General features: G+C 35.0%; 25 protein-coding genes. 2 read left to right on the top strand and 23 right to left on the bottom strand.

The window, feature by feature from the left end:
• Positions 1 to 300: 300 nt before the first annotated feature.
• Positions 301 to 1,632 (top strand): tyrosine-type recombinase/integrase, encoded by a 1,332-nt coding sequence (locus ACW6QP_RS13435; protein WP_457911379.1) that lies wholly within the window; start codon positions 301 to 303, stop codon positions 1,630 to 1,632.
• 40 nt (positions 1,633 to 1,672) lie between these two features.
• Here ACW6QP_RS13435 and ACW6QP_RS13430 read toward each other — a convergent pair whose 3' ends face one another.
• The 6 genes from ACW6QP_RS13430 to ACW6QP_RS13405 all read right to left on the bottom strand — a co-directional run bounded on the left by ACW6QP_RS13430 (position 1,673) and on the right by ACW6QP_RS13405 (position 8,005).
• A complete protein-coding gene (locus tag ACW6QP_RS13430) occupies positions 1,673 to 2,494 on the bottom strand; it encodes a hypothetical protein (protein WP_457911378.1) in 822 nt (273 codons plus the stop codon).
• 60 nt (positions 2,495 to 2,554) lie between these two features.
• Complete coding sequence (locus tag ACW6QP_RS13425; protein WP_457911377.1) at positions 2,555 to 5,410, bottom strand: type I restriction endonuclease subunit R; 2,856 nt, start codon at positions 5,408 to 5,410, stop codon at positions 2,555 to 2,557.
• A 15-nt stretch (positions 5,411 to 5,425) separates the two neighbouring features.
• The gene (locus tag ACW6QP_RS13420; protein WP_457911376.1) at positions 5,426 to 5,995 is read right to left on the bottom strand and encodes a hypothetical protein; all 570 of its coding nucleotides are present in this window, start codon (positions 5,993 to 5,995) and stop codon (positions 5,426 to 5,428) included.
• A 12-nt stretch (positions 5,996 to 6,007) separates the two neighbouring features.
• Positions 6,008 to 6,430, bottom strand: a complete 423-nt coding sequence (locus ACW6QP_RS13415) for a protein-export chaperone SecB (protein ID WP_457911375.1) — start codon at positions 6,428 to 6,430, stop codon at positions 6,008 to 6,010.
• A gap of 3 nt (positions 6,431 to 6,433) precedes the next feature.
• Positions 6,434 to 6,679, bottom strand: a complete 246-nt coding sequence (locus tag ACW6QP_RS13410) for a hypothetical protein (protein ID WP_457911374.1) — start codon at positions 6,677 to 6,679, stop codon at positions 6,434 to 6,436.
• A 261-nt stretch (positions 6,680 to 6,940) separates the two neighbouring features.
• Positions 6,941 to 8,005, bottom strand: a complete 1,065-nt coding sequence (locus ACW6QP_RS13405; RefSeq protein ID WP_457911373.1) for a restriction endonuclease subunit S — start codon at positions 8,003 to 8,005, stop codon at positions 6,941 to 6,943.
• A gap of 202 nt (positions 8,006 to 8,207) precedes the next feature.
• Between ACW6QP_RS13405 and ACW6QP_RS13400 the strand changes: the two genes are divergently transcribed.
• Entirely contained in the window at positions 8,208 to 8,912 is a 705-nt protein-coding gene (locus ACW6QP_RS13400; protein ID WP_457911372.1) for an urease accessory protein UreH domain-containing protein, read from the top strand.
• Here the strand turns inward: ACW6QP_RS13400 and ACW6QP_RS13395 are convergent.
• From ACW6QP_RS13395 to ACW6QP_RS13315, 17 genes are all read right to left on the bottom strand, one after another.
• Positions 8,907 to 9,995 (bottom strand): hypothetical protein, encoded by a 1,089-nt coding sequence (locus tag ACW6QP_RS13395; RefSeq protein ID WP_457911371.1) that lies wholly within the window; start codon positions 9,993 to 9,995, stop codon positions 8,907 to 8,909. The genes ACW6QP_RS13400 and ACW6QP_RS13395 overlap by 6 nt on opposite strands.
• Positions 9,996 to 9,998: 3 nt before the next feature.
• Entirely contained in the window at positions 9,999 to 11,060 is a 1,062-nt protein-coding gene (gene hypE / locus ACW6QP_RS13390; protein WP_457911370.1) for a hydrogenase expression/formation protein HypE, read from the bottom strand.
• 20 nt (positions 11,061 to 11,080) lie between these two features.
• The gene (gene hypD, locus ACW6QP_RS13385) at positions 11,081 to 12,175 is read right to left on the bottom strand and encodes a hydrogenase formation protein HypD (RefSeq protein WP_457911369.1); all 1,095 of its coding nucleotides are present in this window, start codon (positions 12,173 to 12,175) and stop codon (positions 11,081 to 11,083) included.
• Complete coding sequence (locus ACW6QP_RS13380) at positions 12,172 to 12,453, bottom strand: HypC/HybG/HupF family hydrogenase formation chaperone (RefSeq protein WP_457911368.1); 282 nt, start codon at positions 12,451 to 12,453, stop codon at positions 12,172 to 12,174. Before ACW6QP_RS13380 ends, hypD begins: the two co-directional genes overlap by 4 nt.
• A gap of 4 nt (positions 12,454 to 12,457) precedes the next feature.
• Positions 12,458 to 14,716, bottom strand: a complete 2,259-nt coding sequence (gene hypF, locus ACW6QP_RS13375; RefSeq protein WP_457911367.1) for a carbamoyltransferase HypF — start codon at positions 14,714 to 14,716, stop codon at positions 12,458 to 12,460.
• 13 nt (positions 14,717 to 14,729) lie between these two features.
• Positions 14,730 to 15,431, bottom strand: coding sequence for a hydrogenase nickel incorporation protein HypB (gene hypB / locus ACW6QP_RS13370; RefSeq protein ID WP_457911366.1), 702 nt, complete (start codon positions 15,429 to 15,431; stop codon positions 14,730 to 14,732).
• A gap of 5 nt (positions 15,432 to 15,436) precedes the next feature.
• A complete protein-coding gene (locus ACW6QP_RS13365; RefSeq protein ID WP_457911365.1) occupies positions 15,437 to 15,784 on the bottom strand; it encodes a hydrogenase maturation nickel metallochaperone HypA/HybF in 348 nt (115 codons plus the stop codon).
• 1 nt (position 15,785) lies between these two features.
• The gene (locus tag ACW6QP_RS13360) at positions 15,786 to 17,264 is read right to left on the bottom strand and encodes a hypothetical protein (RefSeq protein WP_457911364.1); all 1,479 of its coding nucleotides are present in this window, start codon (positions 17,262 to 17,264) and stop codon (positions 15,786 to 15,788) included.
• A complete protein-coding gene (locus ACW6QP_RS13355; protein WP_457911363.1) occupies positions 17,239 to 17,499 on the bottom strand; it encodes a hypothetical protein in 261 nt (86 codons plus the stop codon). The genes ACW6QP_RS13360 and ACW6QP_RS13355 overlap by 26 nt, the downstream gene beginning before the upstream one ends.
• Complete coding sequence (locus tag ACW6QP_RS13350) at positions 17,496 to 17,807, bottom strand: hypothetical protein (RefSeq protein WP_457911362.1); 312 nt, start codon at positions 17,805 to 17,807, stop codon at positions 17,496 to 17,498. The genes ACW6QP_RS13355 and ACW6QP_RS13350 overlap by 4 nt, the downstream gene beginning before the upstream one ends.
• The gene (locus tag ACW6QP_RS13345) at positions 17,807 to 18,283 is read right to left on the bottom strand and encodes a hydrogenase maturation protease (protein WP_457911361.1); all 477 of its coding nucleotides are present in this window, start codon (positions 18,281 to 18,283) and stop codon (positions 17,807 to 17,809) included. Before ACW6QP_RS13345 ends, ACW6QP_RS13350 begins: the two co-directional genes overlap by 1 nt.
• A gap of 85 nt (positions 18,284 to 18,368) precedes the next feature.
• Positions 18,369 to 19,964, bottom strand: coding sequence for a nickel-dependent hydrogenase large subunit (locus ACW6QP_RS13340; protein ID WP_281139811.1), 1,596 nt, complete (start codon positions 19,962 to 19,964; stop codon positions 18,369 to 18,371).
• Positions 19,965 to 19,979: 15 nt separating this feature from the next.
• On the bottom strand, positions 19,980 to 20,939 hold the full coding sequence (locus ACW6QP_RS13335; RefSeq protein WP_457911360.1) for an NADH-quinone oxidoreductase subunit B family protein: 960 nt from the start codon (positions 20,937 to 20,939) through the stop codon (positions 19,980 to 19,982).
• Positions 20,940 to 21,168: 229 nt separating this feature from the next.
• Positions 21,169 to 21,588 (bottom strand): DUF6730 family protein, encoded by a 420-nt coding sequence (locus ACW6QP_RS13330; protein ID WP_457911359.1) that lies wholly within the window; start codon positions 21,586 to 21,588, stop codon positions 21,169 to 21,171.
• Positions 21,589 to 21,600: 12 nt separating this feature from the next.
• Positions 21,601 to 22,464, bottom strand: a complete 864-nt coding sequence (locus ACW6QP_RS13325; protein ID WP_457911358.1) for a relaxase/mobilization nuclease domain-containing protein — start codon at positions 22,462 to 22,464, stop codon at positions 21,601 to 21,603.
• Positions 22,461 to 22,961: a mobilization protein MbpA gene (mbpA, locus tag ACW6QP_RS13320; RefSeq protein ID WP_457911357.1), complete on the bottom strand. Its 501-nt coding sequence runs from the start codon at positions 22,959 to 22,961 to the stop codon at positions 22,461 to 22,463. The genes ACW6QP_RS13325 and mbpA overlap by 4 nt, the downstream gene beginning before the upstream one ends.
• Positions 22,952 to 23,887 (bottom strand): toprim domain-containing protein, encoded by a 936-nt coding sequence (locus tag ACW6QP_RS13315; protein ID WP_457911356.1) that lies wholly within the window; start codon positions 23,885 to 23,887, stop codon positions 22,952 to 22,954. The genes mbpA and ACW6QP_RS13315 overlap by 10 nt, the downstream gene beginning before the upstream one ends.
• Between the last annotated feature and the right edge of the window lie 9 nt (positions 23,888 to 23,896).

Below are 23,896 nucleotides of genomic sequence, written 5' to 3'. Positions count from 1 at the left end.
GCTTTCATACCATGAAAATAATACTATCCTGAATTATTTCCAATAAAAAAGAGACTGCCTTTTCAGACAGCCTCTTCTCTGTGTAGCGGGAACTGGACTCGAACCAGTGACCTTCGGGTTATGAGCTGGAATTAGAGGAACAGTAAAATCTGCCAAACACCCGTAAACACTATGATTTCCAGAGATTCACATTTTTATTGATATCAAGAAATAGCAGGTAAAATGGAATTATTCTGTACCTATTCTGTACCCTTTTTTGAAAAATAACCTTATATTTAAAACATTAAAAATTAGATGGTTATGGCAAATATTCAGGTAGTCTTACGCCCCAATAAAATCAAGAAAAATGGCACTATTCCTCTTGCCCTTAGAATAAGTGAAAATTACAAGACCAATTACCACTTTTTGGGCCATTCGATTTTAGAGAAAGATTGGGATGAAACTTTGAAAAAAGTAAAAAAGAGCCATCCCAACCACAAGAAGCTCAACTATTTTCTCAATAAGAAAATGACCGAAGCCCAGGATTTGTATTTTCATTCAGAAGATGATTTGACGCCCAGACAGATTAAAAACAAACTCAAAGGGCCGGGAGGTTCTCAATCATTCTTTTCAGTAGCGGCTGAACGTGTAAAACAGAAATATGATAAAGGAACTTTTTCTGTTGCGAAATCTGAGCTGTCTATTCTTTATAACCTGGAAGAATTTCTGAACCTCAAAACCAGTCAAAAGAAAGAGGAGGTTATAAAATCAATAAAAGAGCGAAGACGAGTACGAGTGAGTAAAACCAGAAAAGGTCAATATACTTTTGAGGAGGCCATTATCTATTTTAAGAAAAATACACGGCTCGAGTTTCGGGAAATGAATGAATCATTTCTAAACAAGTATAAGGTCTTTTGCTCTACTTATATGGGACATAAAACCCGAACTATCACAAACCAGCTTATTTTTATTAGAACACTTTTCAATGTTGCTATAAAAGACGGGATTGTTTCTCAAAAGTATTATCCTTTCGCGGGCGAAAAAGAAAAAATAAGAATTGGGTCTGGAAATAAAATTGGACTGACTGCTGAGGAAGTTACCAGAATAGAAAATCTTGAAGTGGAAAGTCATACTTCGATATGGCATACCAGGAATGTATGGCTTGTTTCTTTCTACTTTGCAGGAATAAGAATTTCGGATGTTGTAGCCTTGAAGTGGACCGATCTAAAAGATGGCCGTCTTTACTATGTGATGAATAAGAATGAAAAACCATTGAGCTTTAAAGTCCCGAACAAAGCCAAAACCATCTTTAACCTCTACCTGATGGACAAGGTGGAAAACAATGGCTATATTTTTCCATTTTTAAAAGATGCTGATCAACAGGATCCAAAAAGCGTATTTCTTAAAATGAGGAACGCTACTAAGGTTTTAAATAAATTCCTTAAACGAATAGCTGACGAGTGTGAAATAGACAAAAACCTCTCAAACCACATAGCCCGTCATACTTTTGGAAATATAGCCGGAGATAAAATACACCCCTTAATGCTTCAAAAGCTTTACCGACATAGTGACCTAAAAACCACGCTAAATTACCAGGCCAACTTTATTCATAGAGATGCAGATGATGCTTTGGATAGTGTAATTAATTTTTGAATTCAAGAGTTTACGGGGAGAATCTGATTAACTAAAGAATTTAATTCACAATCTCATTCACCAAATCAATTCGTTCCAGAAGTCGGTTTACGAGTTCTTCTTTGGTCACAAAATACTTTTTGTATTTACCGGTGGTCTTGCCATTGGATAAGGATACAGTTACTCTCCAATTTCCATCGCTTAACTGACTTGCCAATTCAGGTATTTCTTTTGAAGGAATAAATAGAATATTTTCATCCATTTCCATCTTTTCCGGATTGAACATAAGCCCAATAACGTAATAGGAGTGGTGCGGCTTAAAGGTGTTACCGTTAATAGTAAGGATTAACCGATTTCTTTTTTGCACATTAAACCTTGATTTTACCTGAATATAAATGGGGTTGTATATTTTTTCCTTAAGTACAATTAAGTCAATGCCCCGATCATCAATTACCGGTTTATATACGTTCAAAAGACCCTGGCTGTAGAGCAAAATTATTTCCTTTACTCTATCTTCACCAATATTTCCTTTAGACTGGGAAGACAGGCCAGAGATGTCTATAAAATTTTCATCTTCCTTTTCTTCCGAATCTTCTATTTTCGCCTTTTCCTCTAAGCTGATCGTAATTAAATCTACAGAGACTTCTACCGAAATCATGTCACCGGCAGCTAAGTTGTGTTTTCTATAGAAAGGGGTTAAACCAAATATTCTATTGTGGTCTGAGTTATAACTTTTAGCTTTCGGTTTATTTTCTCCGGGAAATAATATCTTTATTTCAGCATTTTCATTAGGCAACATCTCTCTAACCCCCGCAGGAATATATAAAAAGCCCAATTTTTTTTCTACTCCTATTAATTTACGTTGGTATTTAATTGACGGCATAGGTTATTAGTTTAATTTCATTTTATATCCTTATTATAAAGCGATTTACATTCCTTAGACTCAATTATCCATCCCATTAATAAATGTCTCAACAAAGCCTACTATTTTTTTAAGCAATCTATCCCCGATTTTTTTACGATGCAGCACAGATGGTTTTTCTGTTTTAAGTAAGTTAAGGAGTTCATCTCTTAAGGGCTCTCTTTCAGCAAAAAGATAATCTTCGATAAGTTTCTGGGTTTTTTCTTTATCTAAATTTTCTTCTTCTATTAATTTAATAAATGCTTTTTGTTGTTCTGCAGACCAAAATTGTTCAAATTCTTCGGGAATTTCATCAGTATCGGTTACCCGGGGTAGGTTTTCTTCGATGAACTTTTCAATGAGTTCTCTTTTGCTTCTTAAATTGGTTTCTCCGGCAATTAAATCTACTACTTCTTTCTTTTTACGCTGCTTTTCAGACTCTTTGGTATCTTTTAGTTCTGCCAGTAATTTCAGAATATAAGTGACATTTATTTCATCCCGGTGAATTAATTCCAGTTCAAAATCTACATCTTCCAGAATTGAAACTTTTTCCTTGCTGTGATCAGTTTTTACCTTATCGTGAAGATCCAGATATTTACTTTTGTAATCTTCAAATTGCTGGGCATTCATCGCCAGGTCTTCCCAATCGAAATCGGCAAAGGTGCCCATTGTGTTTTTAAGCCGCATCACTTCCCGAAAGGCTTTAATAAATTCTAATTCGTCTTCTTCGCTTACCAGATCGTCCACGCTTTTAACAGTAGGGGTAATCCCCAAAAGTGCGATATAGGCTTCATTGAACTTCTTTATATAATCCTCGTAGGGTTTCATTATGATATTCTCTATTGCCTCTTTATTGCTAAAAAGCGTAATCGCCTCATCAGTAAGCTTTTTTAGATTACGGAATACTACTATTTCACCCTGGGATTTTTGTTCATTTATAATTCGGTTGGTCCTGGAATACGCCTGAATCAATCCGTGATAGCGAAGATTTTTATCTACATACAAAGTATTAAGCGCCGGGCTATCAAAACCGGTAAGAAACATATTTACTACTAAGAGAATATCTATTTTTCGATCCTTAACCTTCTTTGAAATATCGTTGTAATAATTATAAAAAGACTGGCTGTCTTTAGTAGAAAAATTGGATCCAAACATCTGGTTATAGTCGCCAATATAACTTTCTAACTTATCCCGTTTATGTTGATGTAAGCCATAAAGTACAGGCGATTCTTCTACTACCGAAACTTCTTCGGGAATAAAACCATTTGCATCGGCGTCATCTTCATTGGCTACATAACTGAAAATTGTCGCTATTTTCAAATTATGTCTTCCTTCTTCCTTTTTCTTTCGAAAGAGATCATAATACTTAACCAACACATCGGTACTGCTCACACATAACATTGCAGTAAATTCACGGCTATGGGTTTTTCTATTGTGATTGGCAATTATGTAATCTACAATTCTGTCTATCCGCTCAGTAGATTCCATAAGTTCCTTGCGGTCTATATCTTCAACCTCCACGTCTATTTCGGTGGCGCTATCCTTTTGCCTGAACTTCCCAACATATTCAACAGCAAATTTTAGGACGTTTTCATCTTTAATGGCATCGGTAATAACATATTTGTGAAGGCAATCCCCGAAAAGGTCCTTTGTTGTTCGCTTACCTAAGTCGTTTTTTGCAGCATTATCTGCAAAGATGGGCGTTCCGGTAAAACCAAACATCTGGTGATTATTAAAGAAGCTCTTTATCCGATTATGGGTATCACCAAACTGACTGCGGTGACATTCATCGAAAATAAAGACTATGGGCTCATCCTGCAGGTTCTGCATTTTTTGCAAATAGCGCTTTTTACTAATGGCCGTATTCAATTTCTGGATTGTAGTTACGATCAATTTGGTATCATCTTCAAACTGATCAACCAGGGCTTTGGTATTATCTGTGCCATCTATACTACCCTTTGAAAACGAATTGAACTCCTTGGTAGTTTGGTAATCGAGATCCTTCCTATCCACCACAAACACCACTTTTTTCACCTGTGGCATTTGCATAATTATCTGACTGGCCTTAAAAGAGGTGAGCGTTTTTCCTGAACCTGTGGTATGCCAAATATAACCGTTATGGGTGCTGTTTTTCACCTTATCGATCATCGCCTCTACCGCGTAAAACTGATACGGCCTTAGCACCATTAAAATTTTATTGGTTTCATTTAAAACGATATACTTACAAATCATTTTCGAGATATGGCAAGGCTCTAAAAATTCACTTGTAAAACCATTTAAAATGTTGGTAAGGCGTTTATTTTCTTTGTTTGACCAATAAAAAGTTTGTTTGAAAGATTGATGCCTGTTGTTAGCGTAGTATTTGGTATTTACCCCGTTACTAATAATGAAGATTTGAACGTATTGGTAGAGTGCCGAGTTACTTCCAAAAGAATGTCGCTGATAGCGATTCACCTGGTTGAAGGCTTCCTTCATCTCCAGGCCTCTTCTCTTTAATTCGATTTGCACCAGGGGCAGCCCATTCACTAATAAGGTTACATCATAGCGGTTCTTGTAATTGCCATCTATCGTAACCTGGTGGGTAACCTGATAATGATTTTGACACCAATGAATGGTGTTTAAAAATTCGAAGTAGAGATTATCCCCGTTATCACGAATAATATGCTGTTTTTCCCTAAGGGTTTTAGCTTTTTCAAAGACAGAACCCTTGCTTAAAATATTTAAAACCCGGGCGAACTCATCTTCAGAAAAACTTATATTATTATGTTTTTCTAATTGAGTTTTAAGGTTGGCCAGTAATGCATCCTCATTGGGTATGACAACCTTTTTATATCCCAGGCTTTGTAATTGATCAACTAATTTATTCTCTAGAATTTGTTCTGATTGGGTAGCGGACACTTTAATTTGCTTTTTTTATACGGCGTAATCCTGATTATAGATATCAGGGTACACTATTCTATATTCCCGAAAATTAACATCCGGTAATTTTAATAAACAAAGTTGTATTTCGGGTTTGTAGTGTAAGTATTGGTAATTCTTTCCAGGCTCAAATACGATGCGATAATTAGGCTGATAATCCCGGCTTTTAGAATTAATTCCAAAGACTCTTATCGCTTTATAATTTAGGAATAAATCATTCTCCTGCATAAATTTCAGAACCCTACTTACGGTGGTATTTGCAGAAATAAGGCTTTTAGATCTCATAAAATTTATACTCTTATGGAAATCTTCCATATGTCTTGTATTCCCAACCAGGTCAAAACAATTATTATCGTCTAGATCAACAAAAGCTTCGCAAATTATATAGCAATTATCGCAGTGTACTTCTCCCCACCAATGGGCGTTTTCTATAAAGGTATCCCAAAAATAATAACCATCACCTAACCAGGAATTTCTCCAGTTGCATGGAAACGGGCCGTTCGTCTCAATTTCATCCGGGTTCTCCTTATCTTTTAAGGTTTGGTAAATTTTGGTATTTTTCAAAATAAGTTGAGCTTATTTTACAATTGTATTTTCTCTTAGGGGCTTTTCTAAAGAGGTAAGATTTAAGGTAGGTAACATTACCGGTTGTATGTTGGCCTGATTGGTTACCATACTAACATAGGCCCGCATATAAGGAAAAAGAATGGCGATACTATTTCTGTAAAAAAACTCAGGTATATCATCCAGGCTATGAACTTCTTTAAAGTCAAAAACCCCAATACATTTTACAATTACAAAGGGTTTTGTTCCTTCCTCTTTTGAGGATAAGGCTGAAAAAATAAATGAAAGGTTATATTTTTTATCCTTCGGGTAGAATATTCCAGATGGCTCAAAATTCACGTATAAATCATCCCCTTTGCGGTGATCCATATCAATATGAACTTGATTAAAGTAGTATTTCTCTATTGAGAAACTTGCCCGTTTTGTGTTTTCCATTATTTAAATTTTGGGTAAAAAAAAATCCGAACTAAAGTTCGGATTTTCAAAGTTATTAATAAAATTTTCGGGCGGTAAAGTTTCCTCCAACTTTCCGACTTCAATTAACAGTTTAGATTCCCGTATAAAAGTTTCAATAGAAGGACTATCAATTTCGTCGTATTCTTCGGTTTGCTTCCAGTCCTTCATCACCTGCTCATTAGAAGTATTTTCAAAGTACTTCTTAAGCCTGTCAAGCATCGTTTCCATAATTCTTAGATTTTTTTGAGTATAACTCAGTGGACAAATGTAACGCTAAAAGTAAATTTCACAAAGTGTTTATATAAATTTTAGCAATACATCTAAATATACAAAAAGGATACCAGGCCCACAAAAGTTTTATTTATTAGATTGTTTTTATTGGTTTCTTTTAAATAGTTACTTACTAGTTACATCTAAAAACTCCTATTTTACCGGGGGTTACAGTCATAAATTATCGCTTAGTTACATCTCTGTTACATTGTTTTACAGCTATACAAACATTTGTTGCAGCAGGCCCTTTTTATAGATTTTGCTCTTTTCTATTTGTTGGGTGGTTAAAGCTATTTTCTCGTCTATAGCCGATAAGAAATCGGCTATCTTTTGTTGTTCTTCTATACAAGGTATATTCATTCTAATATCAAAAAAATCCTGTACCCCTATATTTAATAAACCGTGATTTCTTGCGCCTTCTTGTGCTACTTTTTTAATTTCTCGATTTTGTAAACCACTATCAAAATATTGCTCAATAAAACTATTTGAAACTTTATTATTAAATCTAAAACAAATATAAAGTGTAGATACCACGCCTTCTGGATAGTTTTTAAGTCTTTTAATTGCTCCCATAGGATAGCCGGTTGAATAGCTTTTATTATATGCGAAATCATCTTTTTGAATCAAATAGTAGCCCTTTAAATTTTTAGAAGATACGGACCTATTAAAATACTTTAATTGGTTAACTAACCCCATTTGCGCGGATATAGTAAGAACATTTTGGTTGTTTATTTTATTTTTACGGGTAACTCTATCACTAAGAGCCGACAATTTCATTTTTTCCCACTCCGGAAACTCCTTTCCATAATCATCCTTAAACCTCAGCTCCTGCTTAAAGATCTTTTGCATCACGCCTTTTTTGTATTGTTCTAAAAGGTCTTTCCTTTTCTCAAGGTTTTGAATGCGAGTATCTATAGCTGTGAGGAACTGGGCTATTTTTTGTTGTTCGGGGAGGGGTGGAAATGCAACTTTTAATGTTTTAACAATTTTAGCAGATAAATTCCCTTGACCACCTTGTAGATAGGTATTTACAATTGACGTTTTTTTAAAAGATAAAATTTGGTGTAAAAAGTTTTTATTCTCTTCAGTCCTAATACATAGAATAGCTTGATTTATAGCTCCAGCAATTTTGGAAATTGCAATATCACCACTATTGGCTCCATATAAGGCATACAAAATATCACCCTTTTCAACTAACTTGGCAGAAGAGCTTTTCAGAGCATCTTCACTAATAAACTTATCAACTTTAGAATCGAAAATATTACCCGATACAAAAAGTAACAATATTTTATTTTATTGGGCTTAGAGCCTATTGAGACGCATATGAGAGACAAAATAAGATTTTCGGTTACTTCCTATACTAGTATTGAAACAATATTAATAAATTTTATATCATTAGTTTTAAATTAATAATAAAATTACATGTTCTTATTTCGTGAAATATAAGTATAAATTTTTGTTATATTTCCAAAAAGTTAGAAGACGTATGATAAATTTTCCAATTATAGCTGGTACTCTCGCTTCAATGCTTCACGTTATTTCTGGGCCAGATCATTTGGCAGCCGTTACACCTTTGGTTATAGAAACTAAAAGAAAAGCATGGAAAATAGGATTATTCTGGGGGCTTGGGCATTTGTTAGGTATGCTACTTATTGGTGTGCTATTTCTTGTATTTAAAGACGTAATTCCAGTGGATGCTATTTCTGCATATAGTGAGCAATTGGTCGCTTTAGTGTTAATAGGTGTTGGGCTTTGGGCATTTTATCGCATTTTTAATAAGAAAAAGAAACACTTACATCCACATGTGCATGCTGAAAAAGAAACGTATGCTCACATACACGAACATACACATAATCATAATGAAGGTCATGGGCATACTCATGATAAAATTGTAAAGCAAAATATATTATCTTCTTTGGGAATAGGTTTTTTACACGGATTGGCTGGCGTTTCGCATTTTTTACTATTGTTGCCTGTATTGGGTTATGAAGATAATTCTGAAGGAATTCAATACATTATAGGCTTTGCTATCGGAACAGTTTTAGCAATGTCTGCTTATGCTTTAATTCTTGGAAAGCTAACGTCGTATTCAAAGAATCAACATAATGATAGCTTTTTTAAGGGGATTCGTTTTGCAGGAGGATTGTTTGCTATTGTAATTGGAATATATTGGTTGTATTTAAGTTTATAAATCACAAATTATTATTCTGTGATTTCCTGTATCAGCTAAAAATAGTTTATCATTAAATGTAGTGATAGAAAAAGGCCAATAAATAGCACTTTGCGTTCCTGTTAAATTGCCTTTGTATTCACTACTGGTTTGAAAATCTGGGCGACCAATAAGCCAGTCGGCCGGAGCATTATTGGTTTTTGGAATACTATCAAAGCCTAATACGCGACTGTTTCCAGTATCATTCACCAAAATACCTTCTTTGTAGAAACAAGCATCGTAAGTCCAATTTAGTGTATTTGCTTCGGGAGATAATCTAAATTGATTTTGCCCACAAGCATCAAAATTATCTTGTCCAATAATGATATTTGCTGGCTTACTAAAAGCATTATTTTTATCGTTCCAAACCAGAATCCTGTAAAATTGGGTATCTGCAATGGCCAATACTCCATTTACACTTATTTTAACAGAATACGGCCAAATAGGGTCGTTGTTTTCATAGTCTCTGGTATTAAAATCGGGTTTACCAATAACCTTGTCTGCTGCTGCAAAATTTTCTATTGGAATGTCATCAAAAAACAAAACGCGCCTGTTTCCAGTATCAGCAACCCAAAGACTTTTCCCATCCGAAAACACACCATAAGGCCAATTTAATGTGTTGGCTTTGGGATTAGCTGCTTGTCCTTCTACATTGGGTTGATTCGTTTCAAAGTTAGGTTGCCCCAAAACAACGTCTGCTGGTTGCGCATTTTTTGTTGGCAAAGTGTGCCATATTAATACACGATGATTCCAGGCATCAGCAACTATTAATTTTTCACCATCACTCCATAAACCAGAAGGGTAATGCAATGTTTTTGAACTCACTGAAGCATTGGAATTTCTACCAGAATCTTCAATAAGTTCCTGACCTAAAATCACATCGGGTTCGGCAAATTCTGTTGTTGGAATCGTATTCCAAATAAACACTCTATTTTGTCCTGTGTCAGAAACAAACAGCATATTATTAGCTACAAACACACCTCTTGGTGCTAAAAAGGGTTTATGCTTTGAGCCTTTAAATGTGTATGCTTTAGCAACTTTATTACCTAAAGTAGAATAATCCATAGATTAACAAATTCTGGGTAATTGCTCACCTGGTAACATACTTACGACACGTTTTCCGCCAATGGCACTTTCTAAAATGACCTGTCTTTGATGTGCTTCAACAACAGTTCCAATGACTTTTGCATCTTTTCCGTTTTCATTTTTTTGAAGCGTTTGAAGAAAATCATCTTCAATAGAACTATCTACAAATGCTATAAATAGCCCTTCATTGGCAACATAAAGTGGGTCTAATCCTAATAGCTCGCAAGCACTGGCAACGTGATCATCTATAGGTAAATCCTTTTGAAAAATGTCTATTCCAATATTTGTCGATAATGCAATTTCTTTTAATATCGTAGCTACACCTCCACGTGTTGGGTCGGTTAAAAGGTGAATGCCTTTTCCGAATTTTTCGATGAGGTGAATGATAGTGTGATTGAGATTAGTGGTATCGCTTTCAATAGTTGAATCAAATTCCAAGCCTTCACGAACTGACATGATAGCCATACCATGAGTTGCAATATTGCCACTAACAATTATCTTATCACCTATTTTAATATTCTCTTTACTAATGTTTGCGCTAGGATGAATAGCACCTATTCCAGATGTATTAATAAACACTTTATCACCTTTACCTTTTTCTACAACTTTAGTATCTCCCGTAACAACTTTTACATTAGCTTTTTCACAAGCTTGTTTAATAGCAACTAAAATTTCCCAAAATTCAGTCATTTTTAAACCTTCTTCAAGAATAAAACTTAATGATAGATACTTTGGTATTGCTCCACACATAGCTATATCATTAACAGTACCATTAACAGCCAATTCACCAATATTACCTCCAGGAAAAAAAATAGGGGATACTAAAAAGCTGTCTGTTGAGAATGCCATTTTTCCATTCAATTCTAAAAAAGCACCATCATGTCTTTTATCTAAAACATCATTGCTTAATAGGTCGAAAACACCACTATCTAATAATTTGTTGGTTAGAGAACCTCCGCTGCCGTGACCCAATGTAATTACATCAAAATCTAATTTTGGCATTGGGCATTGCAGTTGCATTCGTATTTTTTTTGAATCCGACATTGATAATTATTTAAGATGTATTAAGCTTCAATTAAACCTGAAAAATGGTAGTAGGCGGCACAAGCTCCTTCGCTACTTACCATAGGTGCTCCAAGAGGGAATGAAGGTTTGCATTTTTTTCCAAACTGGGCACATTCGAAAGGCTTTTTTATCCCTTTCATAATTTGACCCGAAATACAATCTGGGTGTTCCGGTGCTTCCTCAATGGTTATACTAAACTTTTTGTTGGCATCAAAGGCAGCATACTCTTTTCTAACGGCATATCCACTTTCTGGAATTTCTCCTATACCACGCCACATTTGGTTTTTAATTTCGAAAACTTCAAAAATCATTTTTTGTGCTTCCGTATTTCCTTCTTCTCTAACAATTCTTGAATATTGGTTCTCAACTTTGGCTTTATTAGCTTCTAACTGTCTAATTACCATTAAGATACCTTGTAACACATCCAAAGGTTCAAAACCAGTTACCACAATAGGCACTTTATAATGTTCTGACAATGGATGATATTCAGAATTTCCCATAATGGTACATACGTGACCGGCTGCTAAAAAACCATCTATTTTGCTTTCCTCGTCATCTATGACTGCTTTTATGGCTGGTGGCACCAGCACGTGTGAAGCAAGTATAGCGTAGTTTTTCAGGCCTTTTCTATGCGCGTGAATAACCGATAAGGCATTGGCAGGCGCTGTTGTTTCAAACCCAACGGCAAAAAACACAACTTCTTTATTTGGATTGTCTTCTGCAATTTTTACTGCTTCTAATGGCGAGTATAGAATACGGATATCTCCACCTTTTGCCTTGGCTTCCAAAAGGTTGATTTTAGAACCTGGGACACGTAGCATATCGCCAAAAGAACAAAGAATAACATTTTCGTTTAATGCTAAATGAATGGCTTTATCAATTAAATTGAGAGGTGTTACACATACAGGACAACCTGGTCCGTGAATCATTGTGACCTCTTTTGGTAACATATCTATAATTCCATTTTTTACTAAACTATGGGTTTGTCCGCCACAAACTTCCATTATAGACCAAGGTTGTGTTACGGTTTTCTTTATTTCTTCGAGATACTGCTTTGCTAATTCAGGGTCTCTGTATTCGCTTAAATATTTCATTGTTCATCTTTTTTAGGAAGATAATCTTCTACATCTTCAAGTTCTCCTAATTCTCCAATTTCTTCTAAATATTTGAAGGTTTTTTTTGCTTCTTCCTCATTAACTTTACTAATGGCGACACCCACGTGCACCAACACATAATCATCAATTTTTGCATCTGGCAACATTTCTAAACTGGCTTCTTTGGTTATACCACCAAAGGAAACTTTTGCCATTCGGACCAAACCATTATGTTGTAATTCTATACTTTTTATTTTTCCAGGAATTGCTAAACACATTGTTCTAATTTTTTATATGTTGATGATACATTAATTGCCCAAAAGAGACATTCTCATCGTTAGCAGACAATTTACAATTTAATTTTAAATTAATATTTTCTTTTTTTGCCATTTGATTGAGCATAGAAACCAATAGTGAATTTTGAAATACACCTCCACTGCAAGCAATGGTTTTGATTTCATTGGTTTTAGCAACATTTATTATACTTTTTGCCAATGTGTATATAAAACTATATGCCAACCGTTCTTTACAAAATCCTTCATTATAGGCTTTTACAATTGATTGAATAATGTGTTTCGATGGGATTTTGCCATAATTCTTTTTATACAAAAAATCAATATAATAACTTTTGGAATAGCTTTTTGCACAGGTTTCAAGTTGCATAGCAGCTTCTGCTTCAAACGTATTTAGGTCAACTAAATCCAACGCTGAAGCTACCGCATCAAACAATCTACCTACTGATGATGTTTTAAGAGTGTTCGTTTTTATCATACTTGAATAAATATTCCACTCGGTTTCAGAAAACTTACCTTTTATAAAACTTCTATGTTCAGAATCTAAAAGGCTAAACAATGTTAAACGTGGTTCTTTCGCCATTTTATCATTGGCTAACCAATCGTAGTATTCAAAATGGGTTAAACGCTCTATTTTATTGCCTTGATAAGTGAAAAATTCACCTCCCCAAATATGGTTATCATCACCTAAACCTGTACCATCCCAAACAATGCCCAGTATTTTTTCTTCGGAAGCAAATAAGTTGTTTTCGCCTAAAACACTTGCAAAATGAGCTTTATGATGTTGAATTTCTTGAATTTCTGCACTCAACTGCGAAGCTAATTCCTTACCCAAAATGCTACTTTGATATTGTTGATGTTTATCAATAAGAATTGTTTTGGGCTCTATTTCAAACAAAGAAACGTAGTTTTCGATGGTCGCTTGAAAACGTTTTATAACTTCATAGCTATCTAAATTACCAAAATATTGACTCACATACGCTTGTGCGTTTGGCACAAAAGTAAAGGTGCTTTTTAAATGGGCTCCCATTGCTAAAATGGGCTTTTTAGAGTTGATTGTAGTGTTAATATAATTTGGAGCCAATCCTCTTGAACGCCTTAAAATAAGTTGACTACCTTCTGCAAAGGTTACTACTGAATCGTCTTGAGGAAACTGGATGTCGAGATTATGATGCAGAAAATAATCGGCAACTTCATTTAACTGCTTATGCGCATCATTATCGCTAGAAATAATAGGTGAGCCGTGGATATTTCCACTTGTGGCAACAATAGGGATTCCTACTTTTTTAATGATTAATTCCAACAGTGCTGAAGAAGGTAGCATTACACCTGTTTGATGTAGATTGGGTGCAATGGTATCGACAGAAATTCGAGTGTGTTTGGTGTTTTGAAGAATAACAATAGGTGCTACTCTGGATTTTAAGGCATTTGCTTCATAATTAGAAACATTAAAATCTTTTTTTATAGACTCCATAGAAGGGTAGAGCACCGCAAAAGGCTTATTAGGTCTTTTTTTTCGTTTTCGTAATTTTTTAATGGCTTCAGGGTTTGAGGCATCGCAACATAATACATAACCATTTGTGTTCTTTATGGCGAGTATATTTCCTTCGATTAAACGTTTAGCAGATTTTTCAATACATTCTAATTGATTGATAGCAATGGTTTCTCCCAAATTGGTTACTAATTGTAATTGAATACCGCACGACTTACAAGAATTGGTTTGAGAATGAAAACGTCTGTTTGTTGGATTGGTATATTCTTCAAGACAAGTGGAACACATATCAAATTCAGTTAATGAGGTGTGTGCTCTTTCAAAAGGGAATTTTTGGGTTATGGCATAGCGTGGGCCACAATGCACACAAGTGGTAAATGCATAGTTATAACGCCTGTTTCCTGAATCTGAAATTTCTGCTTTACAGTTTTCGCAGATAGCAAAATCTGGTGTTAAGGGTAGATTGATTTGCGCACTTGTTTTTGTGATAACAATTGAAAAATCATCAAACTTTATTAGTGGAACTTCGTCTATACTATGCGCTGTAATTACAGCAATTTCTGGTTTATTTAGTAGAATCTGTTCTAAAAATTGTGTTGCTTTCTCTTCGGAAGTATTGCAATAAATAATGACCCCTTCTTCATTATTTGAAACAGACCCGTTAAGCTGATGTTCTTTGGCTAGATTAAAAACAAAAGGGCGAAAACCTACTCCTTGAACTCGCCCTTTAATTTGTATTTTAAATGTTTTACTCACCAAATTACGCACATTATGCCTGTTGCTTTTGTTTTACTTTTTCAATCAACCAATTGCACCAAGCATCAATACCTTCTTCTGTTAAAGATGAAATTTGTATGACCTCTAACTCGTGATTGACTTCTCGTGCATCTTTGGTTACTGCTTCTACTGAAAATGGTAAATAGGGCAACAAATCGGCTTTGGAAACCAACATCATATCGCTTGTTAGAAACATACGCGGGTATTTTTTTGGCTTATCGTCTCCTTCGGTAGTTGCCATTAAGGTAACGCGGTAGTCTTCACCTAAATCAAAAGATGCCGGACAAACTAAATTACCCACATTTTCAATAAACAGTAAATCGATATTTTCTAAATCGAACCTGTCCAATACTTGGTGTATCATTTGAGCTTCTAAATGGCAAATGCCTCCAGTTACAATTTGTAAGGCGAAAATTCCTGTTTCACGGATACGATCCGCGTCACGTTCGGTTTCTAAATCGCCCACCATAACAGCCATAGTAAGTTTGTCTTTTAGCTTTTCGGCTGTTTTTTGCATCAATGTCGTTTTTCCGCTACCAGCGGAAGAGGTAATATTAACTAACAGCGTTTTGGTTTTTGCCATTTCTTTTTTAATAATATCTGCTACAAAATCATTTGCTTTAAGCAAATTGATGTTTGTGTTCTCGCACTGTACTGTTCCGCGAGCTGCTTTTGTTGATTTTTCTATGCTCATTATTTTTAGTCTTCAAATTCTACTTTATGGATTAACATTTCTTCGCCTTGTATTATGTTTTTACTGGGGCGTGCACAGTTTTCGCATAAAAATCGATAGTTTTCTACTTTGGTAATGTGATTGCAGATTTCACACTGAATTTTTATATCGGTAGATTCTATATGTAATGCCACATTATGATATTTTGAACCGCAATAGTTGTATGCCCCATAGGCATTATGCAATAAACGAGGTTCTATGTTAGACAGCACCCCAACTTTTAAATGAATAGCTTTCATTTTATTGAGTTTCTCTTCTTCAAATTCCATTTCCAAGGTGCGCATAATACTATTTACAATAGAGGTTTCGTGCATACTATAATAGTGTTTTTAATGATTGTAATTTGGTTTCGTGAAATGCTACTTTTTTAAGCATATCAGCATCATTTACCAAAGTTTTTATTTCGTTTAATTTGGCGTTCATTTCTTCTAATCTTTTCATTTCATTATCTGTTTCATTGTGCAATAACCAATACAATTCCAATTGGTTAATTAAGGTCGAAGCACGCTCAAAGGGATATTGTTCTGCGTTTCGTATTTGTAATGCCTCCTCAAATAACCCAAACGATTTTTCGAGATTGTTGTGTAATTTCGCTTCTGGAAAATTTATTAATGCGGTAGCGTAATTGTGGGATACCATTGCATATTCATAGGGATATTCGTGTTTATTATAAAATGTTAATGCTTCTTTAAAAGACGAGGCGCAAAAGGCAGTCCACATTGGTTTTTCATCTGGCGACACAGGGATTTCAGAATAAATCAACGCCATTTTATGATGGATGTCTGCAAATTTTTGTGGGTGCGTATCGCGCTTAAATACTTTTAATGTGTCTTGAAATGCATTAATTGCCGGTTTATAATATTGGGGTTGTCCATTTTTGCTCCAAGTATAGAGTAGGGTGGCTTTTCGTAGTCCAGCTTCACCAAGAAATTCATGAATGTTTTCTTCTTTAAAGTATTGTATGGCTTTATTGATGTAGTCTTTGGATGCGACAAAATCTTGCTGGTAATTTGCAATTTCTGAAGCATCTATTAATAACAACCCTGCATTAACCTTTAAATGGTGTTTTTCATAAAAAGCTATACCATTTTGAAATAGGTTTTGAATGATTACTAACTTTTCACTGTCAAAAGGCATTTCCAATTGTTGCATCATCACGGTTGCCAATTGTACGTTTAGTGCGTTTTTGGCTTCTTCTGAAATTGCACTGCTCTGTAATGAATGAATTAGGGCTTCTGCTTTTGAAAATTGCTGAACATCTATAAGTAAATTGATGTACTGTTTTGCCGTAAATATTTTTAACTCGTCATTTTCGGAAGTCTCTATGGCGTCTTCATATTTTTGTGCTAATTGCTCCAAAGTAACACGATTGGCATAATTTCCGTAGTGGTTTATAATGCACTGGTTGTGTTTCATTTTGGAAGCCTCTTCATGTTCCTCCTGGCTTATTTCGTATCCAAATTGGATGTTTGTTGCGGTGAGCAAATTGTTGTAGAGTGAACTTCCTTCAGAAGTATATTCAAAAACTTTTTGATGGTTCCCTAAACTATAGAAAACAAAGGCTAATAAATTGTTATCTGTATAGTTTTCTGAAGCAATTATATAGGGTGGCTCTGTATCGTGCCAATCTAAAGGTTTTGAAATTATATTGTTGTCAACAATAATCCATTTTGACGATGGTCGTACATCGTTAGCATTGTTAACAATAGAAACCAACTCGTCTAAACGGTCTACCAATGCTATTGCATTTTTGATGTCTTGCCAATGACTAGTTGTTGTTAAAATCGTAAGCATCTTTATCTACTTTTTGTGTTCCGCGTACATCTTTTGCGGCAGTGTTTTTCATATTTAAAGCAGCTATTTCTGCCAATCGTTCTGAACGATAATCACCAATTTCTCTTATCAGTACTCGATTTGGGTCTTTGGTATCAATAAAAATTAACGATACCAGCCAACGTCCATTTACATATTCTATTTTACTTTGTACTTCGGCATCTAGCAGCCATTTGTCGTCTTTAGATTGAGTCACACCTTAATTTTTAATAGGTTCGTTTTTTCAATAACTTCAAAGTCTAATTCTCTATCATAAATCTCCAAATCGTTATCAATTAAAATTTCACGAATAGCCAATGTTTTATCGCCTTTTAAATTACGATCTTTTAACAAAAACTGCGCTGGTTTTTCATTCATTTTTACAAACCACTGACTTGAAACAGGAGTAATCAATAACCTTTTTTGTTCCCTATTATAAACAGCATACGCATAGTGTATATTGCCAAATATTTTTTTAACCAGCTCATTATCAATATAGATATGTGAGGATTTTAATGATATCATCAATTAACCGAAATTTGTAAATCCTCTAAAATGTGTTGCACTACTCTATCTCCTGCCTTTTGCACTTCCTTGCTTAATTCTACCTCTAATCGTGTGTTTTCAACAGCAATTAAATACACCTGAATATCATCTGGATATTCTTCTTGTAGAATTTTTTTAGCGTATGACAAGGCTTGATCCCATTTCATTCCGTGTAAAAATACCAAAGGGTCATCTTGTGGAGCACGCATCACTTCTTCAGCAGGTACTTTAAATAAAGTTCCTACGGGTTCGTTAGAATTAATGACAGCATCTACTAAAATAATTTTTTGATGTCCTTTTAAACCGAAGAGTACTTCAAAAGCAGCCGTACCCATATCAAGGATACTTATATTGTCATTATCTCCAATAATTTTTTTGAGCTCCTCAATTACATATATCCCAATAGCATCATCACTTCGTACTGGATTACCAAAACCCATTATAGCTGTTTTCATATCGATTTGCCTAATTTAAATTAAAAAAACTTTCTTGAGATTGAGTCCTCAAGAAAGTTTTTTTAATAATTTGATTTTTAATAATCTATAGTTTGAATTTCGAAAGCTCAACACCGCTTTGTTCGTCATGTGCGTGAACGGTACATACCAAACAGGAGTCAAATGAACGAGCTACCATACCAACTTCTACTGGGTCTTGAGGGTCCTCAATATCAGTACCTTCAAGTGCTGCTTCAATTGGTCCTGGATTGCCATTGGCATCGTTTGGTCCAACATTCCAAGTAGTTGGAGCCATTACTTGATAGTTTTCTATAACGCCATTTTTAATTTCAATCCAATGTGCCAAAGCACCTCGCGCCGCCTCGGTTGCACCAAAGCCTTTGCCGTCTTTTTCTACTGGTTTGATATAAAATTCTCCGTCTAAATCTATTTCAGACAACCATTGATCTATAAGCTTGTATAGTCTTGGTGCTTCGTGAACACGTGCTAGCACACGTGTAAATACACTTGCACCACCCAATTTACGATAGGCATCGATAAAGAATGGGTCTTTTATTTGATGGTCTAAATTATTTGGATTTCCATTCATAATACAACGTGCCATAGGACCAGCTTCAACAGAGTGACCGTCATAACGTGGTGCTTTTGCCCAACTATATTGTCCATCAAAATCAGAATCGTGTAATGTTTGCGATTTTGCTGGAGTTGGTAGCGGTTCGTCCCAAGGATGCAAACCATCTTCCTGATTGTTATACCAGGAATGCTTTACATGTTCACTTACTTTTAAGTGGTCAAATTCGTGCCAGTTCTCCCCATCAAAAAATCCACTTGAACTGATTAAAGCTTTGTTTCTTCCTTCAATGGTTGGGTTGTTATATAAATCTTTATGTAAATAGGTTCCAAAGGCGAGGAATTTTCCAACTCCTTTACCAAAAGTGTCTAAACCAAATTCCAATCCAGCTCTTATTAAAAGTCCCAAGTCACTATTCTTATGTGATTCGCTTTCTTCCATCCAAGCCAACATATCGTCCCAAGATTTTATTTCGAGGTAACGTTCTATAGTACAACCTAACCACACTGGCTCTAACCAGTCGTTTTTAAATTGTGTCATAATAGCATGCGCTCTGGTAATATCTTTAAGTGTTGGTGCACACATTACACCTCCCGGAACCATATAACTGGAATGAGGCCATTGTCCGCCAAATAAAGCATAAACTTGAACTGGTAATCCACTGGCTGTTAAGCCTATTTGAAATGTTTCGCCTACATAAGCCGCCCAACGTTTTACTACCTCTTTATAAAGCGGTTTGTCTGCAAACTTTTTATTTGCCATATCTGTGGCAAAAATGGCATAAAACCAACGCGGAATACTTTGAATAGTTTCTGTGGCTTGACCAATAGCTCTCAATAAAAGAGCATTTGGAGATAGTTTTGTTCCCCAAGCAGTATCGAGTGCAGAAGAAGCACAATATAAATGTGAACCTCCACAAATACCACAGATGCGAGGCGTAACAATTAAACCTGATTGTGGGTCTTTACCTGCCATAATTTTCTCGAAACCTCTAAACATGGCTGCTTGAGTATGTGCACGGGTTACTTTTCCGTTATCTATGTAAACTTTCACGTCTAAATCGCCTTCAACACGACCTACCGGTGATATATTTAATTCTTTTACTGACATCTTTAGTTGTTTTAATTATTTAGAGGTTTCCATTACTCGTTTATTCGTAGGCATTACTTTTTGGAAGCCAGCTTCTAAATAGTATGCAACTTTATTTCTCCCTGTAGGAACTTCTTTAGGGAATACACCCATATATTTCATTGTATTAAACACACTTCCCTTCTTTAAATCGTGATGCGGAAAGCCAGGTTCCGTACATCCTAAACAAGGATGATTAGATCGTGTTTTACTCGATTGTCTATTCCATAATATATTATTACAACTTGCTCTTGTCATTGGACCTCTACATCCTACTTCATAAAATAGACAACCTCCTCGTTTTCCAAAGTTTCCATCTACCTTTTGAGCAAAATTGGTAACGTTCGTACATCCATCCTGTACAAAGTCGGTAAAGAATGTTTTTGGTCTATGGTAGTCATCAATAACAACATCGCCAATACGTCCAACGGCTATTGCTACTAAAATTTGTGTTATCCAGTCTGGATGTGCGGGGCAACCAGGTATATTTATAACAGGCAAACCTCCTTTTGAAACGTAATTTGCTCCAAGAAAACCTCCTTTGTTTTTTTTGTGGAATTGTAAACCAGTTGATTCACTAGGGTTTGGTGGTACAGCAGGAATTCCTCCCCAAGTAGCACAATCTCCTATGGCAACAACATAACCAGCTACTTCAGAAAGTTCTTTAATCCAATCTTTCATTGGACGATCAGCAAAATAGTTCATTGATCCTGTGCCATTTGGGCCTTGAATTAATGATCCTTCATATACTAAGATATCCATTTGGGTTTTTCCAGCAATAATATCTTTTAATAAATCCTGAACTTGGTCTCCAATTTGTAATCCAGTAGTTGGATGCCAAAGAATGTTAAGACCAAAATCAGTAATGAGTTCTACAACGGTTGGTTCTTCCGCGTTAAGGAAAGACATAGTATTACCACTACATGCGCCTCCTTGTAACCATAAAACGTTTGCCATAGTTTAAAAGTTAGTTAATAAATTTAGTGAATAAATATAATATTTTTATTTTAAAGTATAAAATATCAATTATTGAGCAAATTAATAATACTTTTCTTGGGGATAGATCATTTTTAAAATTCACAGAATAGTAGCCCCTTGGTTTAAAAAAATTAAGTAATAGTTATTATGTGTGACTTAGAATTCAGCAACAATGAGAATTAAGATTGCGGAAGCAATAATTTTATTATCATAAATGACAATAGTCACGGATCTTATTAATTGCTAATATCACATATTCACCCGGAATAATCTTTTCAATACGGTTTGCATCTCTGAATTTCTCTAATGTTATTTTAGTTTTATAAGCATAAAACATTGATGCTACTGAAATAAGAATAGCAAGAATAAAGGTTATAATTGCCCATTTAGGGTATACTCCTGCTTTTTTGAATAAGACTTCAAATCTTCTGTATTGTCTTTCTTGCAGTTCACTTTGTCTTTTTAGTTGTTCGTTATATGCTTCTAAAAGTGGTTTGATTTCCGAAAGGTCAATTGCGACCTTTGTATCTCGGATTTGATCATTAATAGCTCCCAATCTGTTTACATCATCTCGGAATTCTTCTAGTTCAGAAGTTATCAATTCCATATATTCTTTAACTCTAGTCATACTTTTACTCTTTTAAATTCCAATCCCTGCGTCAATAGAATGTTTCACAACTCGTTTTGCTATTTTCTTTGCAATGCTTAGTACCAATCTAGGGGCTAAAGGAATAGCCTTGTCTAATACTTTTACTGGAGCTATGTTTTTTATCACACTATTAGATTGCCCATAAAGTCGCTGCCCAATGTTGCCACTGGTCATGCTGCGATGTACTTCGCTACCTTTCAAATTATAACCGTTAAATTCAAATCGGAACCCTTGAATATTTCCTGATTTATTGATACTTGGCAATACTTTAACGCCATTGGTCTCCATAGCTTTGATATAAGCTTCAAAATTCTTTGGTGAAAATTGTTTTAAGGTCAGTTCATGCCTTTGCTTGATTTCCTGTCGAACCACTTTTAATAAAAATTCCTTTTCGAACTGCACTTGTTTCACCGTAGTTAATTGTAGTTGCTCCGCGACTTTTTCAGCTGCGTACTGACTTCTTTTTCCGATAAAGCTATCATTATAAGCTACCCCATGGTAATCAATACGATTCACATACAAATGAATATGTGTATGTTCTTTATTTCTATGCACAAATGCAATAGCTTGTCTTTGTTCCAATTTCATTTCTTTCATAAATCGTTTACAGATCATTTCAAGATCTTTTTGCTGTAATCGTTTCCCATCTTCTATGGTTGGACTGATTACAAAGGACAATGTGTTCTTTTTACAATGGTAATTCTGGTCCTGAATCATTTTAAACTCTTGGGTAATTTCGTTGGGACTGTCTCCAATCAATTCTTGTTTAAAGACAACTTCTGCACCTTTCTCCTGATTCCATCCATAAGCCACTGAAGCTTGAGTATGGGCAATAGCTTTTCCTTTTCCTATCATGGCGACAATTTTTGTAAATGTGATTTTATCTCATTGGCTAATCGATACACTTCTTCAGTGAGTTTAGGATTTCGTTTGCGATACATATTTCCTATGGACTTAAAGTTGTTATGAAACTTTACCAAAGTGCTATAGATGAGAATCTCATCTTCGGTCAAGCGTTCGATAATCTTTTTTTCAAACGCTACTCTTCTAAAATATTCACTGAGTGTCAGCCCACTTCTTTTCGCCTTGTTCTTCAATAACTTTTTTTCCATGGAAGTGCACCTAAATTTTATCACTTCGGTTTTCCGCTTAAATCGACTCTTTTTTTCATTGCGACCATCGGGAGTAATCGAGATTGTGCCCACAGGCACACATCTCGAATTTGTTTCCAACAAATCTTTTTCACCGATATCTAAAAGAATAGTATCACCATCTTTTAAATGTTCTTCAGTTAGATGAAGTATCGTTTTATCAACTGTTTTTGAGTTATGTTTTTTCGTTCTTAAATCCATGACATCTGCTTTTCATTAGCATCTTTAAATCCTTTATAAAATTCCCTACAATCATGTGATTGTGGACATATATCCAATAGATAGTTAGTAGCCAAATCACCAGATCGGTCATTGTCTAAATAGAGAAGGACTTTTTCATAATTCGTTAGTATAGGAACAACATTATTTACAAATGCAACCGAATTAAGAACTAAGATGTCAACTTCTTTTATTTTATCTTTTAGCATACTATCTAGAGAAAACAGATCAAACATGCCTTCGGTAACCAGTAAACTTTTATGACCCTTATTGATGTAGCTGAATGTCTTAGGGGAAGTTGATGTTTTATAGTACTTGTTTCGAAGCTCCCATCCACCTTCGTAATTTTTTAATCCGAGTGCAAAAAATGTCTTGTCCTTATTTCGATACCAGACTTCTTGACAATAGTTCTTTGCTGTAAGCAATGGTATTTTTCTTGAAGCTATATAATTCACCAACCCGAGGTGTTGAATTGGTTGAATATTTACAATCGATAAATCATTATTTTTTTCATTTAAAAAGTGCTGCTGTTGAAAAAAGAAAATAGAAGTCTCGTTGTTTAAAAATTCCAGCGCTTCCTTAACCGAGCAAGTCAAAATTCGAATGATTAAGTCTATAACATTCCCGCCAATGCCTAATCCATGATCGTACCATCTATTTTTTAGTTTAGAGACTTTAAAAGAGGCTTGTGTTTCTGACCGCAATGGACTTAGAAACCAAGCTTCTTTTTCCGATTCCCTTTTGGGAAAATGCTCGAATTTTGCCAATACCTTTAGCAGGCAAAGATTTCGAGCTTTTTTACAGTTTATTTTTTCTTTTTTCATGAGCTCTTCATTTTTTAGAACATTTTTGATGATTTGATGACAATCCCTCTGGAAGGCTTGTAAACATTGAGTTTTCTCTGTCATCGTTTTGTC

It is taken from the genome of Salegentibacter haimaensis, from assembly GCF_054121495.1.
This window is presented reverse-complemented; position numbering and strand designations above follow the sequence as displayed.

Coding starts and splice junctions, on each gene's coding strand:
- ACW6QP_RS13435 (WP_457911379.1), top strand. CDS start 301: ATGGCAAATATTCAGGTAGTCTTACGCCCCAATAAAATCAAGAAAAAT.
- ACW6QP_RS13430 (WP_457911378.1), bottom strand. CDS start 2,494: ATGCCGTCAATTAAATACCAACGTAAATTAATAGGAGTAGAAAAAAAA.
- ACW6QP_RS13415 (WP_457911375.1), bottom strand. CDS start 6,430: ATGGAAAACACAAAACGGGCAAGTTTCTCAATAGAGAAATACTACTTT.
- ACW6QP_RS13410 (WP_457911374.1), bottom strand. CDS start 6,679: ATGGAAACGATGCTTGACAGGCTTAAGAAGTACTTTGAAAATACTTCT.
- ACW6QP_RS13400 (WP_457911372.1), top strand. CDS start 8,208: ATGATAAATTTTCCAATTATAGCTGGTACTCTCGCTTCAATGCTTCAC.
- ACW6QP_RS13395 (WP_457911371.1), bottom strand. CDS start 9,995: ATGGATTATTCTACTTTAGGTAATAAAGTTGCTAAAGCATACACATTT.
- hypE (WP_457911370.1), bottom strand. CDS start 11,060: ATGTCGGATTCAAAAAAAATACGAATGCAACTGCAATGCCCAATGCCA.
- hypD (WP_457911369.1), bottom strand. CDS start 12,175: ATGAAATATTTAAGCGAATACAGAGACCCTGAATTAGCAAAGCAGTAT.
- ACW6QP_RS13380 (WP_457911368.1), bottom strand. CDS start 12,453: ATGTGTTTAGCAATTCCTGGAAAAATAAAAAGTATAGAATTACAACAT.
- hypB (WP_457911366.1), bottom strand. CDS start 15,431: ATGAGCATAGAAAAATCAACAAAAGCAGCTCGCGGAACAGTACAGTGC.
- ACW6QP_RS13365 (WP_457911365.1), bottom strand. CDS start 15,784: ATGCACGAAACCTCTATTGTAAATAGTATTATGCGCACCTTGGAAATG.
- ACW6QP_RS13360 (WP_457911364.1), bottom strand. CDS start 17,264: ATGCTTACGATTTTAACAACAACTAGTCATTGGCAAGACATCAAAAAT.
- ACW6QP_RS13350 (WP_457911362.1), bottom strand. CDS start 17,807: ATGATATCATTAAAATCCTCACATATCTATATTGATAATGAGCTGGTT.
- ACW6QP_RS13345 (WP_457911361.1), bottom strand. CDS start 18,283: ATGAAAACAGCTATAATGGGTTTTGGTAATCCAGTACGAAGTGATGAT.
- ACW6QP_RS13340 (WP_281139811.1), bottom strand. CDS start 19,964: ATGTCAGTAAAAGAATTAAATATATCACCGGTAGGTCGTGTTGAAGGC.
- ACW6QP_RS13335 (WP_457911360.1), bottom strand. CDS start 20,939: ATGGCAAACGTTTTATGGTTACAAGGAGGCGCATGTAGTGGTAATACT.
- ACW6QP_RS13330 (WP_457911359.1), bottom strand. CDS start 21,588: ATGACTAGAGTTAAAGAATATATGGAATTGATAACTTCTGAACTAGAA.
- ACW6QP_RS13325 (WP_457911358.1), bottom strand. CDS start 22,464: ATGATAGGAAAAGGAAAAGCTATTGCCCATACTCAAGCTTCAGTGGCT.
- mbpA (WP_457911357.1), bottom strand. CDS start 22,961: ATGGATTTAAGAACGAAAAAACATAACTCAAAAACAGTTGATAAAACG.
- ACW6QP_RS13315 (WP_457911356.1), bottom strand. CDS start 23,887: ATGACAGAGAAAACTCAATGTTTACAAGCCTTCCAGAGGGATTGTCAT.